The organism is Hyphomonas sp. GM-8P, assembly GCF_003263315.1.
Classification (GTDB): Bacteria; Pseudomonadota; Alphaproteobacteria; order Caulobacterales; family Hyphomonadaceae; genus Hyphomonas.
In genome coordinates this window covers 71,039-90,647 of record NZ_AWFE01000127.1, presented here as the reverse complement: position 1 = coordinate 90,647, position 19,609 = coordinate 71,039, and the positions used below count along the sequence as shown (strand labels likewise).

The window sequence follows — 19,609 nt, the reverse complement described above, 5'->3', positions numbered from 1 at the left end:
GGCGTCTTATCCGAAACGTCCCGTGATATAGTCTTCAGTCCGGCGATCACGGGGACTTGTGAAAATCTGGTCTGTGTCACCCACTTCCACCAGGGCGCCGAGATGGAAGAAGGCCGTACGCTGAGAAACACGCGCAGCCTGCTGCATGGAATGGGTCACGATGATGATGCAATAGCGCTTGCGCAAGTCGTCGATCAGCTCCTCGATGCGCGCCGTCGCGATCGGGTCGAGCGCGGAGCATGGCTCGTCCATAAGGATAACTTCAGGCCGCACGGCAATCGCGCGGGCAATACAGAGCCGCTGCTGCTGGCCGCCGGAAAGGCTGGTCCCGGCAAGATTGAGTCGGTCCTTCACTTCTTCCCAGAGACCCGCACGGCGGAGGCTCTTCTCCACGATCTCGTCCATATCCTCGCGGCCTTGAGCAAGACCATGGATACGGGGACCATAAGCGATATTCTCATAGATCGACTTCGGGAATGGGTTCGGCTTCTGGAACACCATGCCGACACGGGAACGCAACAGGACCGGATCGATGACCGGAGAGTTGATATCCTTCCCCTCCATCATGATCTCGCCTTCCACGCGGCAGCCTTCGATTGTGTCATTCATCCGGTTCAGGCATCGAAGGAAAGTGGACTTGCCGCAACCAGAAGGCCCGATCAGCGCCGTGACAGACCGGTCGGCAATCTGGAGCGAGACATCGTAGATCGCCTGCTTCTCTCCGTAGAAGACATTGATGTTCCGGCACGACATGCGCACGGAGGTCTCCGGCGCGTCCGGCAGGACACCCTTCTCCATCGTCGTACCGTTCCCGAGGGTATCGTCCATCACCATCTCCGCTCGAACTTCCTGCGCAGGAAAACAACCACGCCGTTCATCGCTATCAGGAAGACGAGCAGGATCAAAATGACTGCGCCCGTCATTGGCTCCCAGGCCCGCTCGGCTTGTGTCGCCCAGGAATAAATCAACACCGGCAGCGCGGTCGCCTCGTCCGTCGGACCATTTGGAACTTCCGCCACGAAAGCGACCATACCGATCAGCAGCAGCGGCGCCGTTTCACCCAGCGCTCGCGCCATGCCCAGGATGGCCCCGGTCAGCATGCCTGGCGCCGCCAGCGGCATGACATGATGGAAAACGGTCTGCATGCGGGACGCGCCTACGGCAAGAGCAGCGTCACGGATCGATTGCGGCACCGCCTTCAGGGCAGCCCGCGAAGCGATGATCACAACCGGCAGGATCAGCAATGCCAGCACCAGTCCGCCAACGACAGGCGCTGATCGCGGTAGACCAAAAGCGCCAAGAAACACTGCTGCGCCCAGCAGGCCGAACACAATGGACGGCACCGCAGCGAGGTTGTTGATGTTCACTTCGATCAACCCGGTCACCCGGTTCCGGGGCGCAAATTCTTCCAGATAAATCGATGCCAGAATGCCGATCGGGATGGCCAGTGATGCCGTGACCAGCAGGGTCAGCAGCGAACCAACAATCGCCGCCAGCGTACCGGCCAGTTCCGGCTGTGTGCTGTCCGTATGGGTCAACAGGCTCCAATGCGGCACACGGGACACCCGGCCTTCGGCTTTCAAGGCCAGCAGCCAGGCGATCTGCCTGTCGGTGACCGTACGTTCCGATTCCGGCGACGTGATCAGGCGCGCGCGCACCGGATGGGTACGGAAATCCTGCAGGCTCCCGGACAGAAGCGGACCTTTAATGCGCGACGGGTCCAGCGTTGACAGCTTCAGGGTCGACTGGCCAGCCGTCATCAGGATGGATCCGGTACTTCGCGCATCCTGAATTTGCATACCCTCCAGCGATGCCGCAGCAATGAGGCGTTTGAAGGCGCCTTCGCCGGTCAGGGTCAAAACGCCATTCGTTTCCTCTGCACCGACGCGCCCAATCGGCACGGTCAGATGCCGGGCGTTGGCGCCTTTCAGGTAGAGGTCGAGATCGTCCGACAAGGGCAGTTGGACCTCACGGGTCATGCCAACTTCCCGCGGATTACGGACGATCTCCCGAGCGACAGGCAAGACAGCCAACCGGGTAACCAGCGCGGACAGCTCGTGGCGCAGCACAGGATTGCTGGCTGTTTCCGGGAACTGCGCCAACAGGTCAGTGCGAACCAGTCCGTACACTTTGTCCACGGGCGGCGGATCGTCCGTTTTGAGCCCGCCGAATGTCTCCTTGTCCAGGTCGAGATCGAACGACACGACATGATAGGTCGCGGCTGACATGGCCTGGGTTGTGATCGAGGCCAGCAACAACGTTAGCGCCGCGAGCGCAAAACCGATGGCCAGGCGTCCATACCATTTGAAACGCCGGTCAGCCGCCCGCCGCCGGCGCAGCCGTTTCAACGCCCTTTCATTGGCGAATGGCGAGACGGCCGGATCACTCATACTTTTCCCTGAACCGCTTCACGACATTGATGGCGACGAGATTGAACAGCAGCGTCACGACAAAAAGAACAAGGCCGAGTGCAAAGGCCGACAACGTCTTCGGGCTGTCGAACTCGGATTCCCCGGTCAGCAAGGACACGATCTGGACGGTGATGGTCGTCAGGTCGGAGGTCGGGTCGGGCGATATCCGCGCGCGCTGCCCGGCCGCCATGACAACGATCATTGTCTCTCCAATGGCGCGGGACACGGCCAGCAACAGCGCCGCGATGATGCCCGGCAGCGCCGCCGGCACCACGACCTGGCGGACCGCCTCCGCCTTGGTCGCGCCCATGGCATATGCCCCATCCCTGAGCGACTGCGGCACAGCGCGGATCACGTCATCGGAAAGGGACGAAACGAAGGGGATGACCATGATCCCCATGACGATCCCGGCAGCGAGCGCACTGGTCGGCTGGGCGGCAAGGACGGCCCCGTCCGCCAGGCCCCAAGCGATCACCAGCTGGTTGATCCACAGCGCCACAGACCGCACGGCAGGCGCAATCACCAGCAGGGCGAAGAAGCCATAAACAACAGTTGGAATACCCGCGAGCACTTCCAGGACCGGCTTGATGATCGCCCGCACCTGCCCGCTCGCATATTCGGACAGGTAAATCGCTGCGAACAGGCCAATTGGCGCCGCCACCATCATCGCGAAGAACGAGATCATGAAAGTGCCGAAGAACAACGGCAGTGCGCCGAACTCTGCGCTCGTCTGCGCATTCCACCGCGTTCCCAGCAGGAAGTCCCAAAACGGCACTTCGGCAAAGAAGCGCAGGCTCTCGAAAACGAGCGACGCGACAATGCCGACGGTGGTGGCGATAGCGAGCGCTGCGCAAAGGAACAGGAACCATTCGATGCCGCTTTCGACATGCTGGCGGGCCCGGAACCCGGGCGACAGGCAGCGTCGGGAGAGGAACATGCCCGCGATGGACAGAGCCAGCGCAAAGACCAACGTGAAAATGTTCACCGTCCCGCGGATTTCGCCATACCGCTCCGTGACCGTGTCGAAGACGTGCTCACCGCTCAGGAAGCCCGGAATGCGGCCCGCTCGGGCCACCGTGTCGAGATAGGTCGTCAGCTCACCTGATGTGAGGATCGAAAACCCGTCCGGCAGTTCGCTACGCAGGATGGCGCGGGATGTGCCCTCGCCAAAGAAAATGTAGCCGAGCGCCACCAGCACAACGGGCACCAGACTCCACATGAGAACGAAATAGCCGTGCGCGTTCGGACGGGAATTGGGATGGATGTCTCCTGGGAAGGAGAATTGCTCCGCCCGCAGGCGTCCGGCAATGAATCCGAAGGACGCAAGAGTCACTGCCGCCGCGAGAAGCAGGAAGTCCATTGGCAGGTGGCCCAATTGCGAGAGCATCCAGTCCCCGTTCAACTGTCAGCTGTGCTCCCCATACTGGAGTGCCGCGACACTTATGTGACAAAACGTGCCGACATTACGGCTCATCCGACTCCTTGCACCAGACGACCTTTGCGTCCACATCACCGGCATGACTGGCGCAACTGATAGCACTTCACCCGGCTGGCATGGCACGACCATTCTGGCCGTTCGCAAGAACAATAAACTTGTCATGATGTCCGACGGCCAGGTGTCCATGGGACAGACCGTCATGAAAGGTAACGCCCGCAAGGTGCGTCGCCTCGCCGACGGGAAGATACTGGCAGGATTCGCCGGAGCGACAGCCGACGCCTTTACCCTTTTCGAACGGCTGGAAACCAAGCTCGAACGCCACAATGGCCAGCTCTCCCGTGCCGCCGTTGAACTCGCAAAGGATTGGCGCACCGAGAAATACCTCCAGAAACTGGAAGCCCTGCTGATCGTGGCCGACAAGGAAGTGACGCTCGTGCTCACAGGGTCCGGCGACGTGCTGGAGCCGGAACATGACGTCGTCGCCGTCGGCTCAGGTGGCAATTACGCCCTCTCCGCAGCGCGCGCCCTCATCGACTATGAGGAAGATGCCGAAGTGATCGGCCGCAAGGCGATGCAGATCGCTGCCGATATCTGCGTCTACACCAATGCCAATTTCACGGTCGAAACGCTCGACATCTGACCGGATCACAAGACCACATGACTGAACTCACCCCCCGCGAAATCGTCGCTGAACTCGATCGCCACATTGTTGGCCAGACTGGTGCGAAGCGCGCGGTCGCCATCGCCCTGCGCAACCGGTGGCGCCGCAAGCAGGCCCCGGAAAACCTGCAAGGCGAAATCACGCCGAAGAACATCCTGATGATCGGGCCGACCGGTGTCGGCAAGACGGAAGTCTCCCGTCGCCTCGCGCGTCTCGCCAATGCGCCCTTCCTTAAGGTCGAAGCCACTAAGTTCACCGAAGTCGGCTATGTCGGGCGCGATGTGGAACAGATCATCCGCGACCTCGTTGAGAGCGCCGTCGGCATGATCCGCGAACAAAAGCGCGCCAGTGTGCAGCAATCCGCGCAGGACGCAGCCGAGGAGCGCCTGCTGGATGCTCTCGTCGGCGCAGAGGCGCAATCCTCCACCCGCGAAGTCTTCCGCCGAAAGCTGCGTGACGGGGATCTCGACGACAAGGAAGTCGATATCGACATGCCAGAGACCGGCGGTCCGATGCAGATGTTCGACCTGCCCGGCCAAGGCGGCTCGATGGGGATGATCAATCTCTCCGACATGCTGGGCAAAGCCATGGGCGGACGCACCAAGCGCGTACGCACCACAGTGAAGGAGGCCTACAAACCGCTGCTCGACGAAGAAGCCGACAAGATGCTGGACGAGGAATCCATCTCCCGCGAAGCTGTCAACGCGGTGGAGCAGGATGGCATCGTCTTCCTCGACGAAATCGACAAGATTGCCGCCAAATCAGAACGCGGCGGCGCTGATGTCAGCCGTGAAGGTGTGCAGCGTGACCTTCTGCCTCTGATCGAAGGCACGACCGTCTCCACCAAGCGTGGCGCGGTGAAGACGGACCACATCCTCTTCATCGCGTCCGGCGCCTTCCACGTCTCGAAGCCGTCGGACATGCTGCCGGAACTTCAGGGGCGCCTGCCGATCCGCGTTGAATTGGATGCCCTGACCCGCGACGATCTCCGCCGTATCCTGGTCGAGCCGGAAGCGAGCCTCATCCGCCAATACGAAGCCCTGATGGCCGCCGAAGGCGTGACCCTTGTCTTTGAGGACGCCGCGATCGACAAGCTGGCAGACCTGGCAGAAGCCGTAAACAACAGTGTCGAAAACATCGGCGCCCGCCGCCTTCAGACCGTTCTGGAGCGCCTGCTGGACGAAATCAGTTTCGAAGCCCCGGAAAAGAAGGGTGAAACGATCACCATCACGGCAGATTATGTGCACGAGCGCGTCAGTGGCCTCGCCGCCGATGCCGACCTGTCCAAATTCATCCTGTAACGGACTAAATCAGACCTTTACGTTGGACAGCAGTTCCACCGTCTGGCCATAGCCTTCGACATCCGGGATGAACAGGCAGGGATTTCCGTCATCATCCTTGCCGGGCTTCGGCAACACGGTCGGTACGTCCATGGACCCAAACCGCGCCAGCGCGTCGGAAACAGATGTCGCCATTGTCATGCGTTTCAGATTCATCCGTGTCGGGAAAATAATGGTCGCCCGGCCGTCGGCTTCCTGTGCCAGTGCCTCTTCGGCGGATAGCCAGACGGCATCTGTCGTCTCGCGCCCGTCATGGGCCGCCACCTGGTTCTCCGGGGCTGGCGCAATATAGAAATGCGTGTCGAAGCGCTTCGGCATCATGATCGGCGTGATCCAGTGGCCGAAGTAGACAAGACTGTCGAGCGCCAGAACAAGATCGTGTTCGCGGATGAGTTCCAGGAAGCTCATCTCACCCCTGTCCACAGCGTGACGATGCGGCGCCAGCTTGTCGGCGATGTCAGCGCCCACCAACGGTGCTCCCGTACCACGCGCTGAGGCGGGCCGCGCGAGCAGCAAGCCACTTTCTTCGTAAGCCTCGCGTACAGCCGCGATCCGTGCATCCTGCTGCACCGGGCCATAGTCGCCGTCCGTGTAGGCATCCCATTCCGTCCGCGAGTCGTCCGCGCTCGCCTTCCCGCCCGGAAACACCAGCGCGCCGGCCGCAAAGTCTATCTCGTAATGACGCTTCACCATCAGCACTTCCGGCGGACCGGACGCGGCATCGCGAAGCATCAGGATTGTTGCGGAAAGTCTCGGTTCTGCGGGCTTCTTTTCCATGGTGGTTCCCCCTATCGGGCAAATTTTATCGAAATGTGCCTCTGTTCTTACGCGTGATCTTCAGCCTCAGCCCCTAGGGAAGGCAAGACCAACACAGCACACGAGCGGGACACTATGAAACAGACCTGGGCCAATCCTTCCGTCCAAACAATCCCAACGCCGGCCGTCCGTTTCGACCCGGTCCTGGATCTTGCCACGGGCGACGCGCTCGGCATGACGGCGGAACTGCCCTTCTGTTTCGAAGACGGCCCTTCCTTCGGCCCGGCCCGTGCCCGTCAAAGCGAAACAAACTCCGCCAAATGGGTCGCTGACCGGATTGGCGAAATCTCCAGCGTTGCGCATGAATTCCACCATGATCACCGCCCGATCATCGTCCCGGCACCTGTCGCAGCCCTTGCCAACCCGGACACAGCCCTCGCCTGCGATGCCCGCGTACGCCGCAGCGTTTTCTGCCAGCAGGAATTCTGCATCGAGTTTACCGATACGGCCTTTGCCGGCGATGCTGCCGACTGCACCAGCCGCGTGGCCCATTTCCGCCGTCATGGCTTCCGCGTATCCGTCGACATGCGCAAATCCTGGCAGACCCCGCTGGCCGAAGGCATGCGCCTCCTGATTGATACGCTCCGCGTCGATGCCCGCAACCTCGACTGCGACCTCCTGATGGAAGTCTGCGAAACCGCTGCTGGCGCAGGCATTCTCGTGATTGCCGAAAACGCCAACTGGCGCGATGCGGACGAGCTGGCCCGCCTTGGTATCTCCGCCGGAACGCGCCTGCGCGCAGACGCTTAAGCGGCGTCCGTATCGGCGTTGTCTGCCTCTTCGGCGGCCGCCATCTCGGAATAATAGTCCAACTTCTCGAGCAGGTATTCGAGGTCGTCCTTCGGGATCGCCTGGAACTGCGTCAGCACGCGCTCGATCATGCGGGCACGGAACCGGGCCCGGTCGTTCGTCCCGCCATCATAAGCGGTCTCGTGGAACACGTTCACAGCAGCCTTGAAGGCTGGCAGCATCTTGCGCGGCAAGCCCGCCCGGTCGAACACAGCCTGCAGGCCGAGCGGCCCGGCATCATGGATCATCAGCCAGACGCGCTGGTGCGCAACGCCCGATAGCTCCGCCAGCGCATGCTCCACAAACGGCATCTGCCCGCAGCAAAGCGCACGCATGATCAACGAGTGGCTGAGTCGGCCGTTCAGGTTCAGCTGGGACACGAAACGCACGAGATCGTTCGAGCGCCCGGCCTGTTCGACGAGATCGATCGTCGCCCGCTCGCGCGCACCGGCAGCTAAATCGATTGCCATCTGTGCCGGTAACTCATGGCGGTTCACCAGCATGTCGAACAGTTGGCCGGAGACCAGAGAAACCATCTTCTCGGCGATATGGGTCGGAATGAATTCCCGGCGGATCAGGCCTTTCTGGACGATCTCGTCGCTGCCGAAGCGGCGCAGAGTATCGTCATAAGCCCGGTCCGTGAATTCTGCATGGGAATTCGAGGCAAGCGCCCGGACAGCGTCCACCTGCCCATGCTCGGAAATAACTTCTGTCAGCGTGACGGAAATATTGTCCCGCGCCGCAATTGCGGCCTGCTTCGCTGCAGTGACGGACAGGACCAGTTCGATCAGGTCCTCTTCGGTAAAGACCGGCGAATCCTGCAGCACAGGTATAGCAACGGCCTCAATGTCCTGCGCCAGTTTCAGTGCGATCTCGCGCGGCAGAATCGGCGAATTGCGCAGCGTGACGGACAGCGTGCGGCGCACGAGATCTGCTGCATCATCCGCCAGGATCGCCATGATCTCTTCGGCGTATTTGCGCTCTTCCTCGCTCAGCACGTCCAGCGCGATACGACGGCACAGCCGGTGCGCCACCGACGCGCGCTGCTCGGGCGTTTCGCCCTTCATCAGGCGATGGATATCCTGCTCTGTCAGTTGCGGCCGGATGGCTTGTACGCTCATAGGAACCGAAACCCCTCATTAACGATTCGAGGCACCTTCGCCCGGCTCGGTTAATAGGCGGTTTACCAACCCGCTCCCACAGCCCGAGAACAGTTCGCCAAACAGCAAAACGCCGGGCTCTGGGGCCCGGCGTCGTTAAATTTTCGTGAGGTTGGAAGAAGCCTACTCTTCGTCTTCCTTGAACAGCTCCTCGCGGGAGACCGTCTTGTCGGTCACGTCCGCTTCGCCGAGGATGTAGTCGACAACTTTATCCTCATAGATCGGCGCGCGGAGCTGGGCCATGGCATTCGGGTTCTTCTGGAAGAACTCGATCACCTGACGCTCCTGGCCCGGATACTGGCGGGCTTCCTGGATCAGGGCCTGCTGCACTTCCTGCTCGGTGATCTGCACATTGTTCACACGGCCGATCTCAGCGAGCACAAGGCCAAGGCGCACGCGGCGCTCGGCGATCTCGCGGTATTCCTTCTTCAGGTCGTCTTCCGACTTTTCCTTGTCGGCGTCGTCGACACGGCCGGCGTCCATCTCACGCTGCAGCTGGTCCCAGATCTGGCCGAATTCGGCTTCAACCATGTTCGGCGGCAGATCGAAGCTGTGGGCTTCGTCCAGGCGGTCCAGCAGGTCACGCTTCGCCTTGTTCCGCGATGCCTGGTCCAATTCGCCTTTCAGCTGGTCCTTGATGAGACCCGTCAGCTGTTCCAGAGACTCAAGACCAAGACCCTTGGCGAACTCGTCATTGATCTCTGCTTCCTTCGGCGCACGCACTTCGTGCACCTTGGTTTCGAAGACTGCAGCCTTACCGGCCAGATCTTTCGACGGGTAGTCTTCCGGGAAGCTGACTTCGAGGTTCTTCTCTTCGCCCGTCTTCACACCGACGAGCTGCTCTTCGAAGCCCGGGATGAAACGGCCGGAACCGAGCACGACAGTCTGCTGCTCAGCGGTGCCGCCATCGAAGGGCTCGCCATCAATCTTGCCGACGAAGTCGATGACGACCGCGTCGCCGTCTTTCGCCTTGGCGGTCTTGCCACGCGGCTCATACTGCTTGTTCTGTTCGGCAAGGTTCTTCAGCGCTTCGTCGACCTGCTCGTCAGCCACTTCGGCGACCGGACGGGTAACCTTGATGGTCTTCACGTCGACCGGCTCAAATTCCGGCATGACATCAACATGCATGTGATAGGCAAGGTCGGCCTCGCCCTTCACGACGTCTTCAATGTCGCCTTCCAGATGCACATCAGGCTGACCGGCCGGGCGCAGTTCTGCGTCCTCGATGGCTTTCTGGTTGGTTTCATTGACCGTTTTGTCGATGATCTCGCCCATCAGGTCGCGGCCGAACATCTTGCGCACGTGGGACGCAGGGACTTTGCCCGGGCGGAAGCCCTTCAGGTTCATGGTCGGGCGGATTTCTTCAATCCGGGCGTCGAGCTTCGACTGCAGTTCGCTTGCAGATACCTTGACGGCAAAGGTGCGGCTGAGACCTTCTGCCTTGGTCTGGGTCACTTCCATCGGTTCATTCATCCGTTCTGGCGATCAGGCCCGGTCATGCCCATCCGGCAGCCTTCTGATCTGTGTCTGAAGGGGCGGCTTATGTCACACGGAAAACGCCCTGTCCACGCGGGTTCTGCGGGTTTCGCAGCGGGAGGAACGAACAGCGGCAGCCACGTGGAATTGCACCTCGAGGTCACTGTGATCGCGCAGAACGAATCTCGTTCAAAAATAGCAATTCCGCGTGCATCTGGCGATTTTCGGCCTATTGAATGGGCAAGATAACGCCTGACGCTAGATTTATTGCGCGTGCGAACAGGAAAACACTCCCATCAGGTGAACCCGAATTACAGACTAGAAAGTTAACGATAGATTGCAGGCGTGGCCGCCGAAGGGGAGCGGGGACGCACCGGACTCTTCATGATCATGAATGGTTCGAACATCTGGCAGGTCCGATCGGGGGACAACAAAATGCAATTCCATGAAGTGGATGCGCCACAAGCTGAAACGCTTAGCGATCAAGCTCCACCTCTTGTACTTGATCTGGATGGCACGCTCCTGCGGACGGATTCCCTCATTGAGCAGGCACTCGCCTACATCCGCTATAACCCCCTTGGCATCCTTACGCTCATCGCCTGGGTCTTCTCCGGACGTGTGGCCCTGAAAGAACGGCTCGCCGCAGCTGTCGACCTCGACCCCCGCACGCTTCCGCTGAACGAGGATGTCGTCGCCTATGCCGAGCAGGAGTCTGCGAAAGGTCGCAAGGTTGTCCTCGCCACAGCCGCGCATCAGCAGACAGCGCACCTCTTCAAGGATCAGTTCCCTTTCATTTCCGAAATTTTGGCGACCAGTTCTTCCGGCAACCTGAAGGGTAAAGCCAAGGGTGAAACCCTGGCCAAACGCTTTCCACAGGGCTTTGACTATGCCGGGGACAGCCCCGCAGATGTCGCCGTGTGGAAACACGCTCAAAACGCGATCACGGTCGGAGCGTCCAGTTCGACGGTACGCAAGGCGAAAAAAGTTTCGAACGTGGTCAAGGAATTCCCGCGTCCGAAAGTGCTGAAGGCTTTCATAAAGTGCCTGCGCCCTCATCAATGGGCGAAGAATATTCTTGTGGCAGTTCCGGCAGTTCTCTCCGGCCGGATCACCGACCCCTCGACAATTCTCCCTCTCGTAATGACATTCTTCGCGCTGTCCCTTACCGCTTCAGCGACGTATGTCTTCAATGACATCTGGGATCTGCAGGACGACCGGCAGCACTGGACCAAAAAACGCCGACCATTCGCGAGTGGTACGTTATCTCTGCCTGTCGGCGTGGCCGGGGCATTCGTTTGCTTTGCCGCCGGACTGACCCTGGCCCTGCTCGCGGGCCCTGAGGTCCTGCAGTGGGTGCTCATTTATGTGGTGGTGACGCTCACCTATTCCCTGTGGCTGAAGCGCAAAGTCATTCTGGACGCGCTGGCGCTGGGTAGCCTGTTCACACTCCGGCTTGTCGCAGGCATGGTCGCTGTGGCGGCTGTCCCCTCCCCCTGGCTGTTCGTATTCTCGATGTTCATTTTCACATCGCTCGCGTTCGCAAAGCGCCATACCGAAATTGCGCGGGTGATCGACAAGGGCGGTTTCTGGATCAATGGACGCGGGTACCGCGCCTCAGACTTGCCATTGGTTCTGGCCGCCGGCGTTGCGAGTTCTATCGCCGCTGTTCTCGTCATGACGCTCTACATCATCGAAGACGCGCATAAGCAGATCTTCATCAAAAATGGTGACTGGCTCTGGTTCCTGCCGCCACTGGTTTTCCTGATCGCCAGCCGCATCTGGATCTTCTGTCAACGCGGTGAGCTGGATGACGACCCGGTATTCTTCGCCGTCAAAGACCGCGTCTGCATGGCCTATGCAGGCCTGACTGCGGTCTGTTTCGGCCTTGCTTGGTTCGGAGTTCCACTGTGAATCGTCTGTTTGCTGACCAACGCATCCGGTTCCTGTTCGCCGGCGGATCTGCCGCGTTCCTGAACTGGGTCGTCCGTTTTCCCTTGTCTATGTTCATGCCTTATGCAGCGGCCGTCACCTTGGCGACTGCGATCGGCATGGTTGCCGGCTTCTTCCTGTACCGGAACCTCGTTTTTCACGGATCAACGCGCTCGCTCTGGCTGCAGATCCGGGACTTCATCGGCGTCAACATTGCGGCAGGCATCATCACCGTGCTCAGCGCGCTGATCCTCAGCAGCGGCCCATGGTGGCCGGATGCCTACAAGCACTTCGCCCCCGGCGCGTCACACATGGCCGGCATCGGTATCGGCGCGGTCATCAATTACCTCGGCCACAAGGCCTTCACCTTCCGGAAATCTCCGGAGCAGTCTCAACCGCAATGCGGATCGTGATCCGTCAGCTCGATGAATCTTTAAAAACCCAGATCCGGGAAATCACAAATGTGGTGATCGGCACAATCGCCACCGCAAGCATCAGCGCCTGCCAGTCAGCAAGCATGGGAATTTTCGACAGAAGAACCACCAGCGCACCCTGCCCGACCAGGAATCCGGCCAGTGCAACGGCAAAAAACTTTGCGATGCGTGCAAGGTGGTTTTTCGACATGCCGGACACCTGAAACGTCAAGTGCAGATGACCGAAATAGGAAACCCAGAACGCACAAAGGAAGCCGACCGGATTCGCAAATACGAGCGGAATAAACATAGATGCGGCCAAAGCGACAAAATAGTGAACAACCGTCGCGGCGACACCAACGACACCGAATGTGACCAATTGCCGGAACAGTTCGCGGACGTCTGCCGGCTTCAACTCAATCTCTCTCAAAGCCGTAGAGCTTTTCAGCCAAATACAAAGGTCGTTGCTTCACCTCATAGAAGACTCTTCCGAGGTACTCCCCGATGATGCCGAGCCCCATCAGCTGAACACCCCCAAGAAACAGGATCAACACCAGAAGCGACGCATAACCTGGCACATCCACACCGAAGATCACGGTCCTCATAATTATGTATGAGCCGTAGACAAACGATACCAATGCGATCAACAAGCCGACATAGGTCCAGATGCGCAACGGCACCGTCGAGAATGACGTGATGCCATCAAGGGCAAAGTTCCAGAGGCGCCAGTAACGAAACTTCGTTTGCCCAGCCAGCCGTGCGGGCCGCTCATAGTCCACCGCGATGGATTTAAACCCCACCCAAGCGAATAGACCCTTCATGAATCTCACGCGTTCAGGCAGCTTGTTCAAGGCGTCGACAACACTGCGGTCCATCAAGCGGAAATCGCCAACATTGTCTGGGATCGGCGCATCGCTGATACTGTTGAAGAGCTTGTAGAAGCGGCCAGCCGTCAGCCGCTTGAGGAAGCCGTCACTGTCTCGCTGAACGCGTCGGCCATATGCAATGTCATATCCTTCCCGCCAACGCGCGATCATCTGCGCCAACAGCTCAGGCGGGTCCTGCATGTCAACATCCATGACCGCCACCATATCACCCGACGCAAAATCCAGCCCGGCAGCGAGCGCAGCTTCCTTGCCGAAATTCCGGCTAAGCTTCACGATCTTAATCTGCGGCACCGTGGTCCGCTGTGCGAGCAGAATATCGACTGTCCGATCGCTGCTTCCGTCATCGACGAACACCAGCTCCCAGTTCGCGCCGGTGCCTTCCAGTATCGGTCCGACCACCTTGATGAACGCGAGAACCGATTCCTCCTCATTGAAGACCGGCACCACGATCGAAATCAAAGTGCCAGCATCCACCATTCGTACCATGTCAGCACTGACTGCCGTGGTGGCCGCTTCCTGTGTCGTGGTCATCGCATTACTCATAAATCCCGGGCACACCTAGTGAAAATGCTTTTTAAGTCGAAGGAACGGCGTCTCGTAGAATTTGTAAGACAGCACCGCGGCCAGCACACTTAGCCCGAACGCAGAGCCGATCAGCAGGATCGATTGAAATGCATTCAACTCTCCGAACCGTTCTGTAAGCGGAGAATGAAGCAAAGTGACATTAACGATCGGGTGCCAGACATATAGCCCATAGCTGTACCGGCCCAGCCAGCGCATGATCGGCGTTTCCATTACCACTCTTAATGGCTGGAATGTGATCGCCAGAATTAAAAGACACCCATTGATCGTCAACAGCATGGAGATGCCAACCGTAAGCATCAATGGATCCGCATGCGAGAACGTACTGCGCACCAAGACCAAAGTGACGAAGCCGATAGACGCAAGCCCCCCAAGCCGCCAGGCCCAGGGCACCAGCGCTGCCAAGCCACCCGGACCGCGAACTGCCAAAGCGATCAAAGCTCCCAATGCAAGCCCATCCATACGAGCGGGTGTAAGTACGTAGATGCTGAGGGCAGGCACACCATTCGCCACCAAAAGAACCCTGATGATTGGCGCAATCACGATCAAAGCTACCGCCAGAAGCATGATTTGCTTTCGCGTAAGCGCAAGAACAATCATTGGCCAAACGAGGTAGAATTGCTCCTCGATCGCCAAAGACCAGAAATGATCGAGAATCCCTCCACCTCCCTTAAGCGCCATCTGGAAGTTGCCGACATACATCAGGATCCATAGCGGATTTTGATCTGCGAGCATGTCATAGCGCCAGAATGCATCCAGCGTGATGACCAAGATGGCAGCCAGGTAATAGAGTGGGAATATTCTCAGTGTACGTCGCGCATAGAAATTGACGAAGTATTTTTCCTTACCCTTCGAGTCATAGAGGATGCCGGTAATAAGGAAGCCCGAAAGGACGAAGAATAGATCAACGCCAGACCAGCCAATCTCACTCAGTTTGAGGATCGGATTATCAAACCCGAACGCCCGACTACTTGCGCTGTAGTGATGCAGGAGCACGAGCAGAACGCCGAGGCCACGAATACCATCAAGCGCACCAATATGCCCGGACAACACCGACGGCGGTGCGGCAACCGCACTGCCCTCCTTTGGTATCAATTTCTGCTGCAGAGGCTCATCTGTCACGGTCGTAGACCCACTTGTACAGAGCCCCATTTGACGAGACGAACGCTGTGCCAGTCTCTGTATCCAACTCGATGGAACGTAGCCATGGCCCGAGGTAAACAGTGCCGATCGTATGGTTGTCGTTCATGTCGATCATTTTGATCTGGCCCGTCGTAAAGCTTCCGGCAAAAAGGATTTTCTGCTTTGGATCAAAAGCGAGTGTCCGGACACCGAACGGCGCTTTCAGCACGCCCTGCTCCAACAACGTGTCTGCATTCAGTCTAAGGATCTCGGACGCAACCGGCGATGTCACAAGAAGCTCGTTCGTCTCCTCGATCTGAGCCATACGGTCTACGCGGGCCGGAATGGATGCTCGTTTGATGATCTCCCTTTGTGACATGTCGTACACAAGCACTTCCGGATTTCGCCGGAAGAAACTCATATAGAGCCAAGGTTTGTTCGGGTGCTTGAGCAAATTTCCGGCATCTATATCGCGCGTATCCAAAACATCTCCCGTTACGCGGTCCAAAAGCAGGAAGGCCACTCCATTGTCCGCATCCGCTTCAGAAACCAGCGCGATGGTGTTGGAAATCGGATCGATTGATGCCCACGGGTCGCCGTCGGCGAGATGACTGACATTTACCCAACGGCGCTCTTCCAGCGTATCCGCATCCACAAACAGCAGGTGCTTTGTCGAATTATTGAAGAGGATCAGCTCCTGGGTGCCCGGATCAAACGTGATCCCTTGCGACCCGCCTGTATCTACCGGAGAAGTTGCAGGCGGAGCCTCAGGATCATCAAGATCGATCTGCAGAACATGCTGGATACTGTGCCCCGTGACGTTCAGTCGGCGCTGCCCTGGAAGGATCGCCAGGCCATTGATGTCCCCCCGCATAAGAACTGTTGCGCTGTCGGGCATACGAAGCGACTGCTCCAGAGACACAAGCTTCCTGCCTTCGACGAAAAACAAGGTACTGGCACTGACAAGAAATATCGCCAGCCCCCAGCCCGTTGCCTGTATAGCCGGCAGAACAGATTGCGGCGCGTTGGCTAATCTGCCGAGCCACTGCAAATGTTGCCGCACCTGCAAGCCTTCGGTTACGCCGACTGCCAAGGCCATGTTGCGGTGGGTGACCCAATGCCGGGTTACCTGTTCGGGCAGGAAGTTGGTCGCCGCGAGCAGGAGGGGGATCGCTGCGAACTTCAACGGCGTTCCAGACCATTCGAATAGCAACACCTCGACGATCAGCACTGCGCCCATCAACAAGCCATAGCCAGTATACGGTTTGAGCCGGCTGGTTCCGGCAACCAGCGCAGCAAGAACCGCAATCAATCCGACAAGCAGAATGGCACGCGATACTGGAACACTGAAAATATCGATGACACGAAGGGTTACAGAGGCACCGTCAAAAACCGGCAGCGCAGCGACCAGCTGACGGAGGAAATATAGCACAAGGATGATTGCGGGAACGCGTAGCACACCCCACCAGAATAAAGCCCTTTGGGCCTGCGGCTTCGATCTGGAGTTCAGTGTTTTGATCAGACTTGCCAACTCTACGCCCCTACATGCCTACCGGCAGTCCCCGCATCCAACTTCAGAACATTCCCGAATGCCGCGAATGCTGACTCCATCCAAACTAAGCAATTCAGCCTGCAGTGATCGTTTTCATCTTCTGATCGACTGCAATTTCGATGCCGGTTCCGGTGTTCGCCTTCTCCGGTATTAACCAAGTTCTCGTTTTGCTGCCGCCTTTAGGAGACCCGAAGCGGATGGAGGTCACCGCGCACAATCGCCCCACTGATTGCACCAGTCTGCCACAGATTATATTCCAATTTTAGCGGTTTACATCATGATTGTATTATATTTTTCTGCCGAATGACACCATAACTCTATGGAATTGTGCGATCTGATTGAAGACAGATCACGATTGCTGAAAAAGCGGCAAACCCGAGGCGTCCATGAAGCTGGATGACGCAAGTAGGTTAATACCCTACACGGGGCCTGGCTGCCGGGGCGCCGATGGGTAAATAGGGACAGAATGACGACTTTTCTGCTGAGCCTCGCTCAACTCTTCGGAACGGCTTTGGGCATGGCCATCATCTGGCGCCTCTCGCGCTCGGCGATGCCAGCCCGGCTGGTATTTGCAATCACCGCTATTCTGTCCGCTCTGATGGCGTCCTTCGTGTTTGCCATCAGTGAACCTCCACACCTGTTCGAGGATTTTACGGACGCATATCTTGCCGCGGGTCAGGCAGTGCTCAGCGGGCCGGAAGCCTTGAGGCCGGAAATCGAGCTGGGCGCCCATGGGTTCGTGAACCTGCCCATCGTCGCCTATCTGTTCACGCCGTTTGCCCTGTTGCCGGATGACATGGCTTCCCTGGCATTCCTGCTGGCAGGCATTGCCGCCATGATTGGGGCGTGGTGGCTAATTTGCCGGCACTTCCGCTTCGACCGCAAGGTGTCCGCATTAAGCCTTTTCGTGATGTCCAGCTTCGGGCCGATGCTCTACAGCGTGCGCGAAGGGAACACGTCGCATATCCTGCTTCTGGCTCTGATCGGGGGGCTGGTCTTGTCCCGTGCCCGGCGGGACTATCTGGCTGGAATCGTCTTTGCGGCCGCGGCCATCATCAAGCCGCCATTGCTCCTGATCGGGATCTATTTTGCCCTGCGCCAGCGCTGGCGCGTGGTCGCTGGCGGTCTCGGAATGTGCGTCGGAACTCTGGCCTTGTCGTTACTGGTGTTCGGCTGGGACATGCATGCCCTGTGGATCGGCAACTTCCGTGAATATGCGGGCGCGCCCATGCCAGGCTTCAACACGCAATCCCTGGCGGCCGCCACATTGCGGTTCATGCTCGGACCGGACTCCTATCTGGATTGGGAGCCTCACGCCCTTCCCGGATCTGCCAGAGCTGTCATCCTTGGACTGACCCTGATCCTGTTCGCAATTGGTGTCTGGATGTCTCGACGCGCAGGCGGCGCTGATGACCGTGAAGACATGGACATCTCCCTCTTGCTGGCTTTCATCTGCATCGCCAGCACAGTGTCGTGGTCGCACTATTACACTTGGCTGATACCGGCTTTCTCTGTCGTCTATTCGCGTCTGAAAAACGAAGACCTGCTGACCTGGCCGGCAATCTCAGCGCTCGCTGCGTTTGTCCTCGCCATGCCGGCGGAACGGATCGGCCATGCGGAAACCGGGCGCCTGCCGGGCATCATCGCCGGCGTCGCATCATCCCACCTGCTTTGGGCCGGTCTGCTGCTCTACGGTTTGCTTATCTGGCTCGCGGAAGGGTCGCTGGCCAGCCGGCGCAACAGGACCAGCACGCCCAACGCAGAGAAATAAAGATAGGACTGCGCTATATTCAGCGGTGCCCCGTCCAAGGCTCGCGTGAATCCAAAGCTGTTGGCCGCGAATAGGTAGCAAACCACAAAGGCGATCAGGAGCGGACGCGGGCTTGGGTTTTGCCGCCAATTGGTCAACGCCATGACGAACAGCGCCGCAAACATCGGTGCCATGACGCCATAATGATGCTCCCAGGCGATCGGAGACGCTGCGGTAAAAGCCAGTGCAGCGAGCATGAAATCAAACAGCGATGCCATCGCCCCTTCACCCCGCCGTACGCGGAGCGCCAGCACCAGAATGGCGACCGTGGCGATCATCGATCCTGCATAGACAATGAGTGAGTATGGCGGGAAACCGCCTGCCTCCCAGTCACTGACGCCATTGCCTGCCAGACGGTGCAACAGTCCATTCATGGACTGGTTCGCCCAATAGGATTCTCCATGCCGTGACAGGAATTGCAGCACGGAAATGTATTCCAGATGGTTCATGAATCCGAACAGGCCGATTGAAATCAGGAGCCCGCCCGCGCCCACGATGCAGAGCGGGAAGACAAAGCGCCACTCCTTCCTCATGAGCCCCCAGATCAGAAAAAGGCCGAATTGCGGCTTCAGCAGGCAGATCAATCCGATTGCGACCCCTGCAGACGCGCGCCGGTCCATCGCCCAGGCCAGACAGGCAAGCACGAACAGCATGTTGATCCACACCTGAAGCTGTCCAAGATTGTAGGCCATCATGACCGGATAGAAGACCAGCACGGCCGCACCGGACATGCCGGCGGCCAAAACCCTCTGCAGCGGGCTCATCCGAAATTCCGTCCGTCCAAGCAGAACATGGACCAGGCCTGAGACAGCCGCAGCTGTCACCAGGATGAAAAGCCGGTTCACCCCGTTCAGGAATCCAACCGTTGGTTCTATGCCCAATGCTTCGAATGCTGCGAGCGGCAACAGGCTTGTCGGCGCATACTGAAACTTGTTCTGCCCTTCGAAGAAGATTGCTTCGTAAAGGCCGCCATCCGGATTGTTGCGGATCCAGTCGAGTGCAATCGCCATGACGTGCCAGGAGTCCCCGGATTCCCCGGCATTGCCGAGCAGCCACCTATAGGTTGGCCACCAGGCCGACCAACCGGTCAGGCGAAGCATGAGGTAATTCAGCGGCAGCGACACCGCCAGCAATGCAGCCGCAAAGACGAGGAACCGCATCCGGCGGTCGTCCCACTGTTTCCTGATCCATTCCACTGCTGCCATCCGCCTGATCCCGATATC

General features: G+C 58.8%; 17 protein-coding genes. 6 read left to right on the top strand and 11 right to left on the bottom strand.

Going from position 1 to position 19,609, the window contains the following annotated elements; all coding sequences use genetic code 11:
- Positions 1 to 6: 6 nt before the first annotated feature.
- Genes pstB through pstC form a run of 3 tightly spaced genes read right to left on the bottom strand, consistent with a single transcriptional unit; the run spans position 7 to position 3,771 of the window.
- Positions 7 to 798 carry a phosphate ABC transporter ATP-binding protein PstB gene (gene pstB, locus HY26_RS17590; RefSeq protein ID WP_197020245.1) on the bottom strand — a complete coding sequence of 264 codons (792 nt, stop codon included), beginning with the start codon at positions 796 to 798 and terminating at the stop codon, positions 7 to 9.
- 29 nt (positions 799 to 827) lie between these two features.
- The gene (gene pstA / locus HY26_RS17585; RefSeq protein ID WP_112074236.1) at positions 828 to 2,390 is read right to left on the bottom strand and encodes a phosphate ABC transporter permease PstA; all 1,563 of its coding nucleotides are present in this window, start codon (positions 2,388 to 2,390) and stop codon (positions 828 to 830) included.
- Positions 2,383 to 3,771: a phosphate ABC transporter permease subunit PstC gene (gene pstC / locus HY26_RS17580; protein ID WP_233351679.1), complete on the bottom strand. Its 1,389-nt coding sequence runs from the start codon at positions 3,769 to 3,771 to the stop codon at positions 2,383 to 2,385. The genes pstA and pstC overlap by 8 nt, the downstream gene beginning before the upstream one ends.
- A 157-nt stretch (positions 3,772 to 3,928) precedes the next feature.
- Between pstC and hslV the strand changes: the two genes are divergently transcribed.
- Both hslV and hslU read left to right on the top strand, forming a co-directional pair.
- Positions 3,929 to 4,489: an ATP-dependent protease subunit HslV gene (hslV, locus tag HY26_RS17575; protein ID WP_034764977.1), complete on the top strand. Its 561-nt coding sequence runs from the start codon at positions 3,929 to 3,931 to the stop codon at positions 4,487 to 4,489.
- Between the two features lie 17 nt (positions 4,490 to 4,506).
- Positions 4,507 to 5,811, top strand: coding sequence for an ATP-dependent protease ATPase subunit HslU (gene hslU / locus HY26_RS17570; RefSeq protein ID WP_034764981.1), 1,305 nt, complete (start codon positions 4,507 to 4,509; stop codon positions 5,809 to 5,811).
- Positions 5,812 to 5,820: 9 nt separating this feature from the next.
- Here the strand turns inward: hslU and HY26_RS17565 are convergent, their stop codons facing one another.
- Positions 5,821 to 6,627, bottom strand: a complete 807-nt coding sequence (locus HY26_RS17565; RefSeq protein WP_034764984.1) for an NUDIX hydrolase — start codon at positions 6,625 to 6,627, stop codon at positions 5,821 to 5,823.
- 114 nt (positions 6,628 to 6,741) lie between these two features.
- Here HY26_RS17565 and HY26_RS17560 point away from each other — a divergent pair, with 114 nt between their 5' ends.
- Positions 6,742 to 7,416 (top strand): EAL domain-containing protein, encoded by a 675-nt coding sequence (locus HY26_RS17560; protein ID WP_034764986.1) that lies wholly within the window; start codon positions 6,742 to 6,744, stop codon positions 7,414 to 7,416.
- Here HY26_RS17560 and HY26_RS17555 read toward each other — a convergent pair.
- Positions 7,413 to 8,576, bottom strand: a complete 1,164-nt coding sequence (locus HY26_RS17555) for a DUF2336 domain-containing protein (RefSeq protein ID WP_034764989.1) — start codon at positions 8,574 to 8,576, stop codon at positions 7,413 to 7,415. The genes HY26_RS17560 and HY26_RS17555 overlap by 4 nt on opposite strands.
- 162 nt (positions 8,577 to 8,738) lie before the next feature.
- On the bottom strand, positions 8,739 to 10,076 hold the full coding sequence (gene tig, locus HY26_RS17550) for a trigger factor (RefSeq protein ID WP_112074254.1): 1,338 nt from the start codon (positions 10,074 to 10,076) through the stop codon (positions 8,739 to 8,741).
- 450 nt (positions 10,077 to 10,526) lie between these two features.
- On the opposite strand from tig, the gene HY26_RS17545 reads away from it, so the two are divergent.
- Positions 10,527 to 12,002: a UbiA family prenyltransferase gene (locus tag HY26_RS17545; protein ID WP_158531553.1), complete on the top strand. Its 1,476-nt coding sequence runs from the start codon at positions 10,527 to 10,529 to the stop codon at positions 12,000 to 12,002.
- Entirely contained in the window at positions 11,999 to 12,433 is a 435-nt protein-coding gene (locus HY26_RS17540; RefSeq protein ID WP_197020243.1) for a GtrA family protein, read from the top strand. The genes HY26_RS17545 and HY26_RS17540 overlap by 4 nt, the downstream gene beginning before the upstream one ends.
- A gap of 4 nt (positions 12,434 to 12,437) precedes the next feature.
- Here HY26_RS17540 and HY26_RS17535 read toward each other — a convergent pair whose 3' ends face one another.
- The 4 genes from HY26_RS17535 to HY26_RS18905 form a co-directional block, all read right to left on the bottom strand.
- Positions 12,438 to 12,848 (bottom strand): GtrA family protein, encoded by a 411-nt coding sequence (locus tag HY26_RS17535; protein ID WP_158531552.1) that lies wholly within the window; start codon positions 12,846 to 12,848, stop codon positions 12,438 to 12,440.
- A 1-nt stretch (position 12,849) separates the two neighbouring features.
- Positions 12,850 to 13,797: a glycosyltransferase family 2 protein gene (locus tag HY26_RS17530; protein ID WP_034765187.1), complete on the bottom strand. Its 948-nt coding sequence runs from the start codon at positions 13,795 to 13,797 to the stop codon at positions 12,850 to 12,852.
- 81 nt (positions 13,798 to 13,878) lie between these two features.
- Positions 13,879 to 15,024 carry an acyltransferase gene (locus tag HY26_RS17525; RefSeq protein WP_158531551.1) on the bottom strand — a complete coding sequence of 382 codons (1,146 nt, stop codon included), beginning with the start codon at positions 15,022 to 15,024 and terminating at the stop codon, positions 13,879 to 13,881.
- Entirely contained in the window at positions 15,014 to 16,555 is a 1,542-nt protein-coding gene (locus HY26_RS18905; protein WP_146740270.1) for a YncE family protein, read from the bottom strand. Before HY26_RS18905 ends, HY26_RS17525 begins: the two co-directional genes overlap by 11 nt.
- 487 nt (positions 16,556 to 17,042) lie before the next feature.
- Here HY26_RS18905 and HY26_RS17515 point away from each other — a divergent pair, with 487 nt between their 5' ends.
- Entirely contained in the window at positions 17,043 to 18,347 is a 1,305-nt protein-coding gene (locus tag HY26_RS17515; RefSeq protein WP_112074230.1) for a glycosyltransferase family 87 protein, read from the top strand.
- On the opposite strand, the gene HY26_RS17510 is transcribed toward HY26_RS17515, so the two are convergent.
- The gene (locus HY26_RS17510) at positions 18,266 to 19,591 is read right to left on the bottom strand and encodes a glycosyltransferase family 87 protein (RefSeq protein WP_146740269.1); all 1,326 of its coding nucleotides are present in this window, start codon (positions 19,589 to 19,591) and stop codon (positions 18,266 to 18,268) included. The genes HY26_RS17515 and HY26_RS17510 overlap by 82 nt on opposite strands.
- Positions 19,592 to 19,609: the final 18 nt, after the last annotated feature.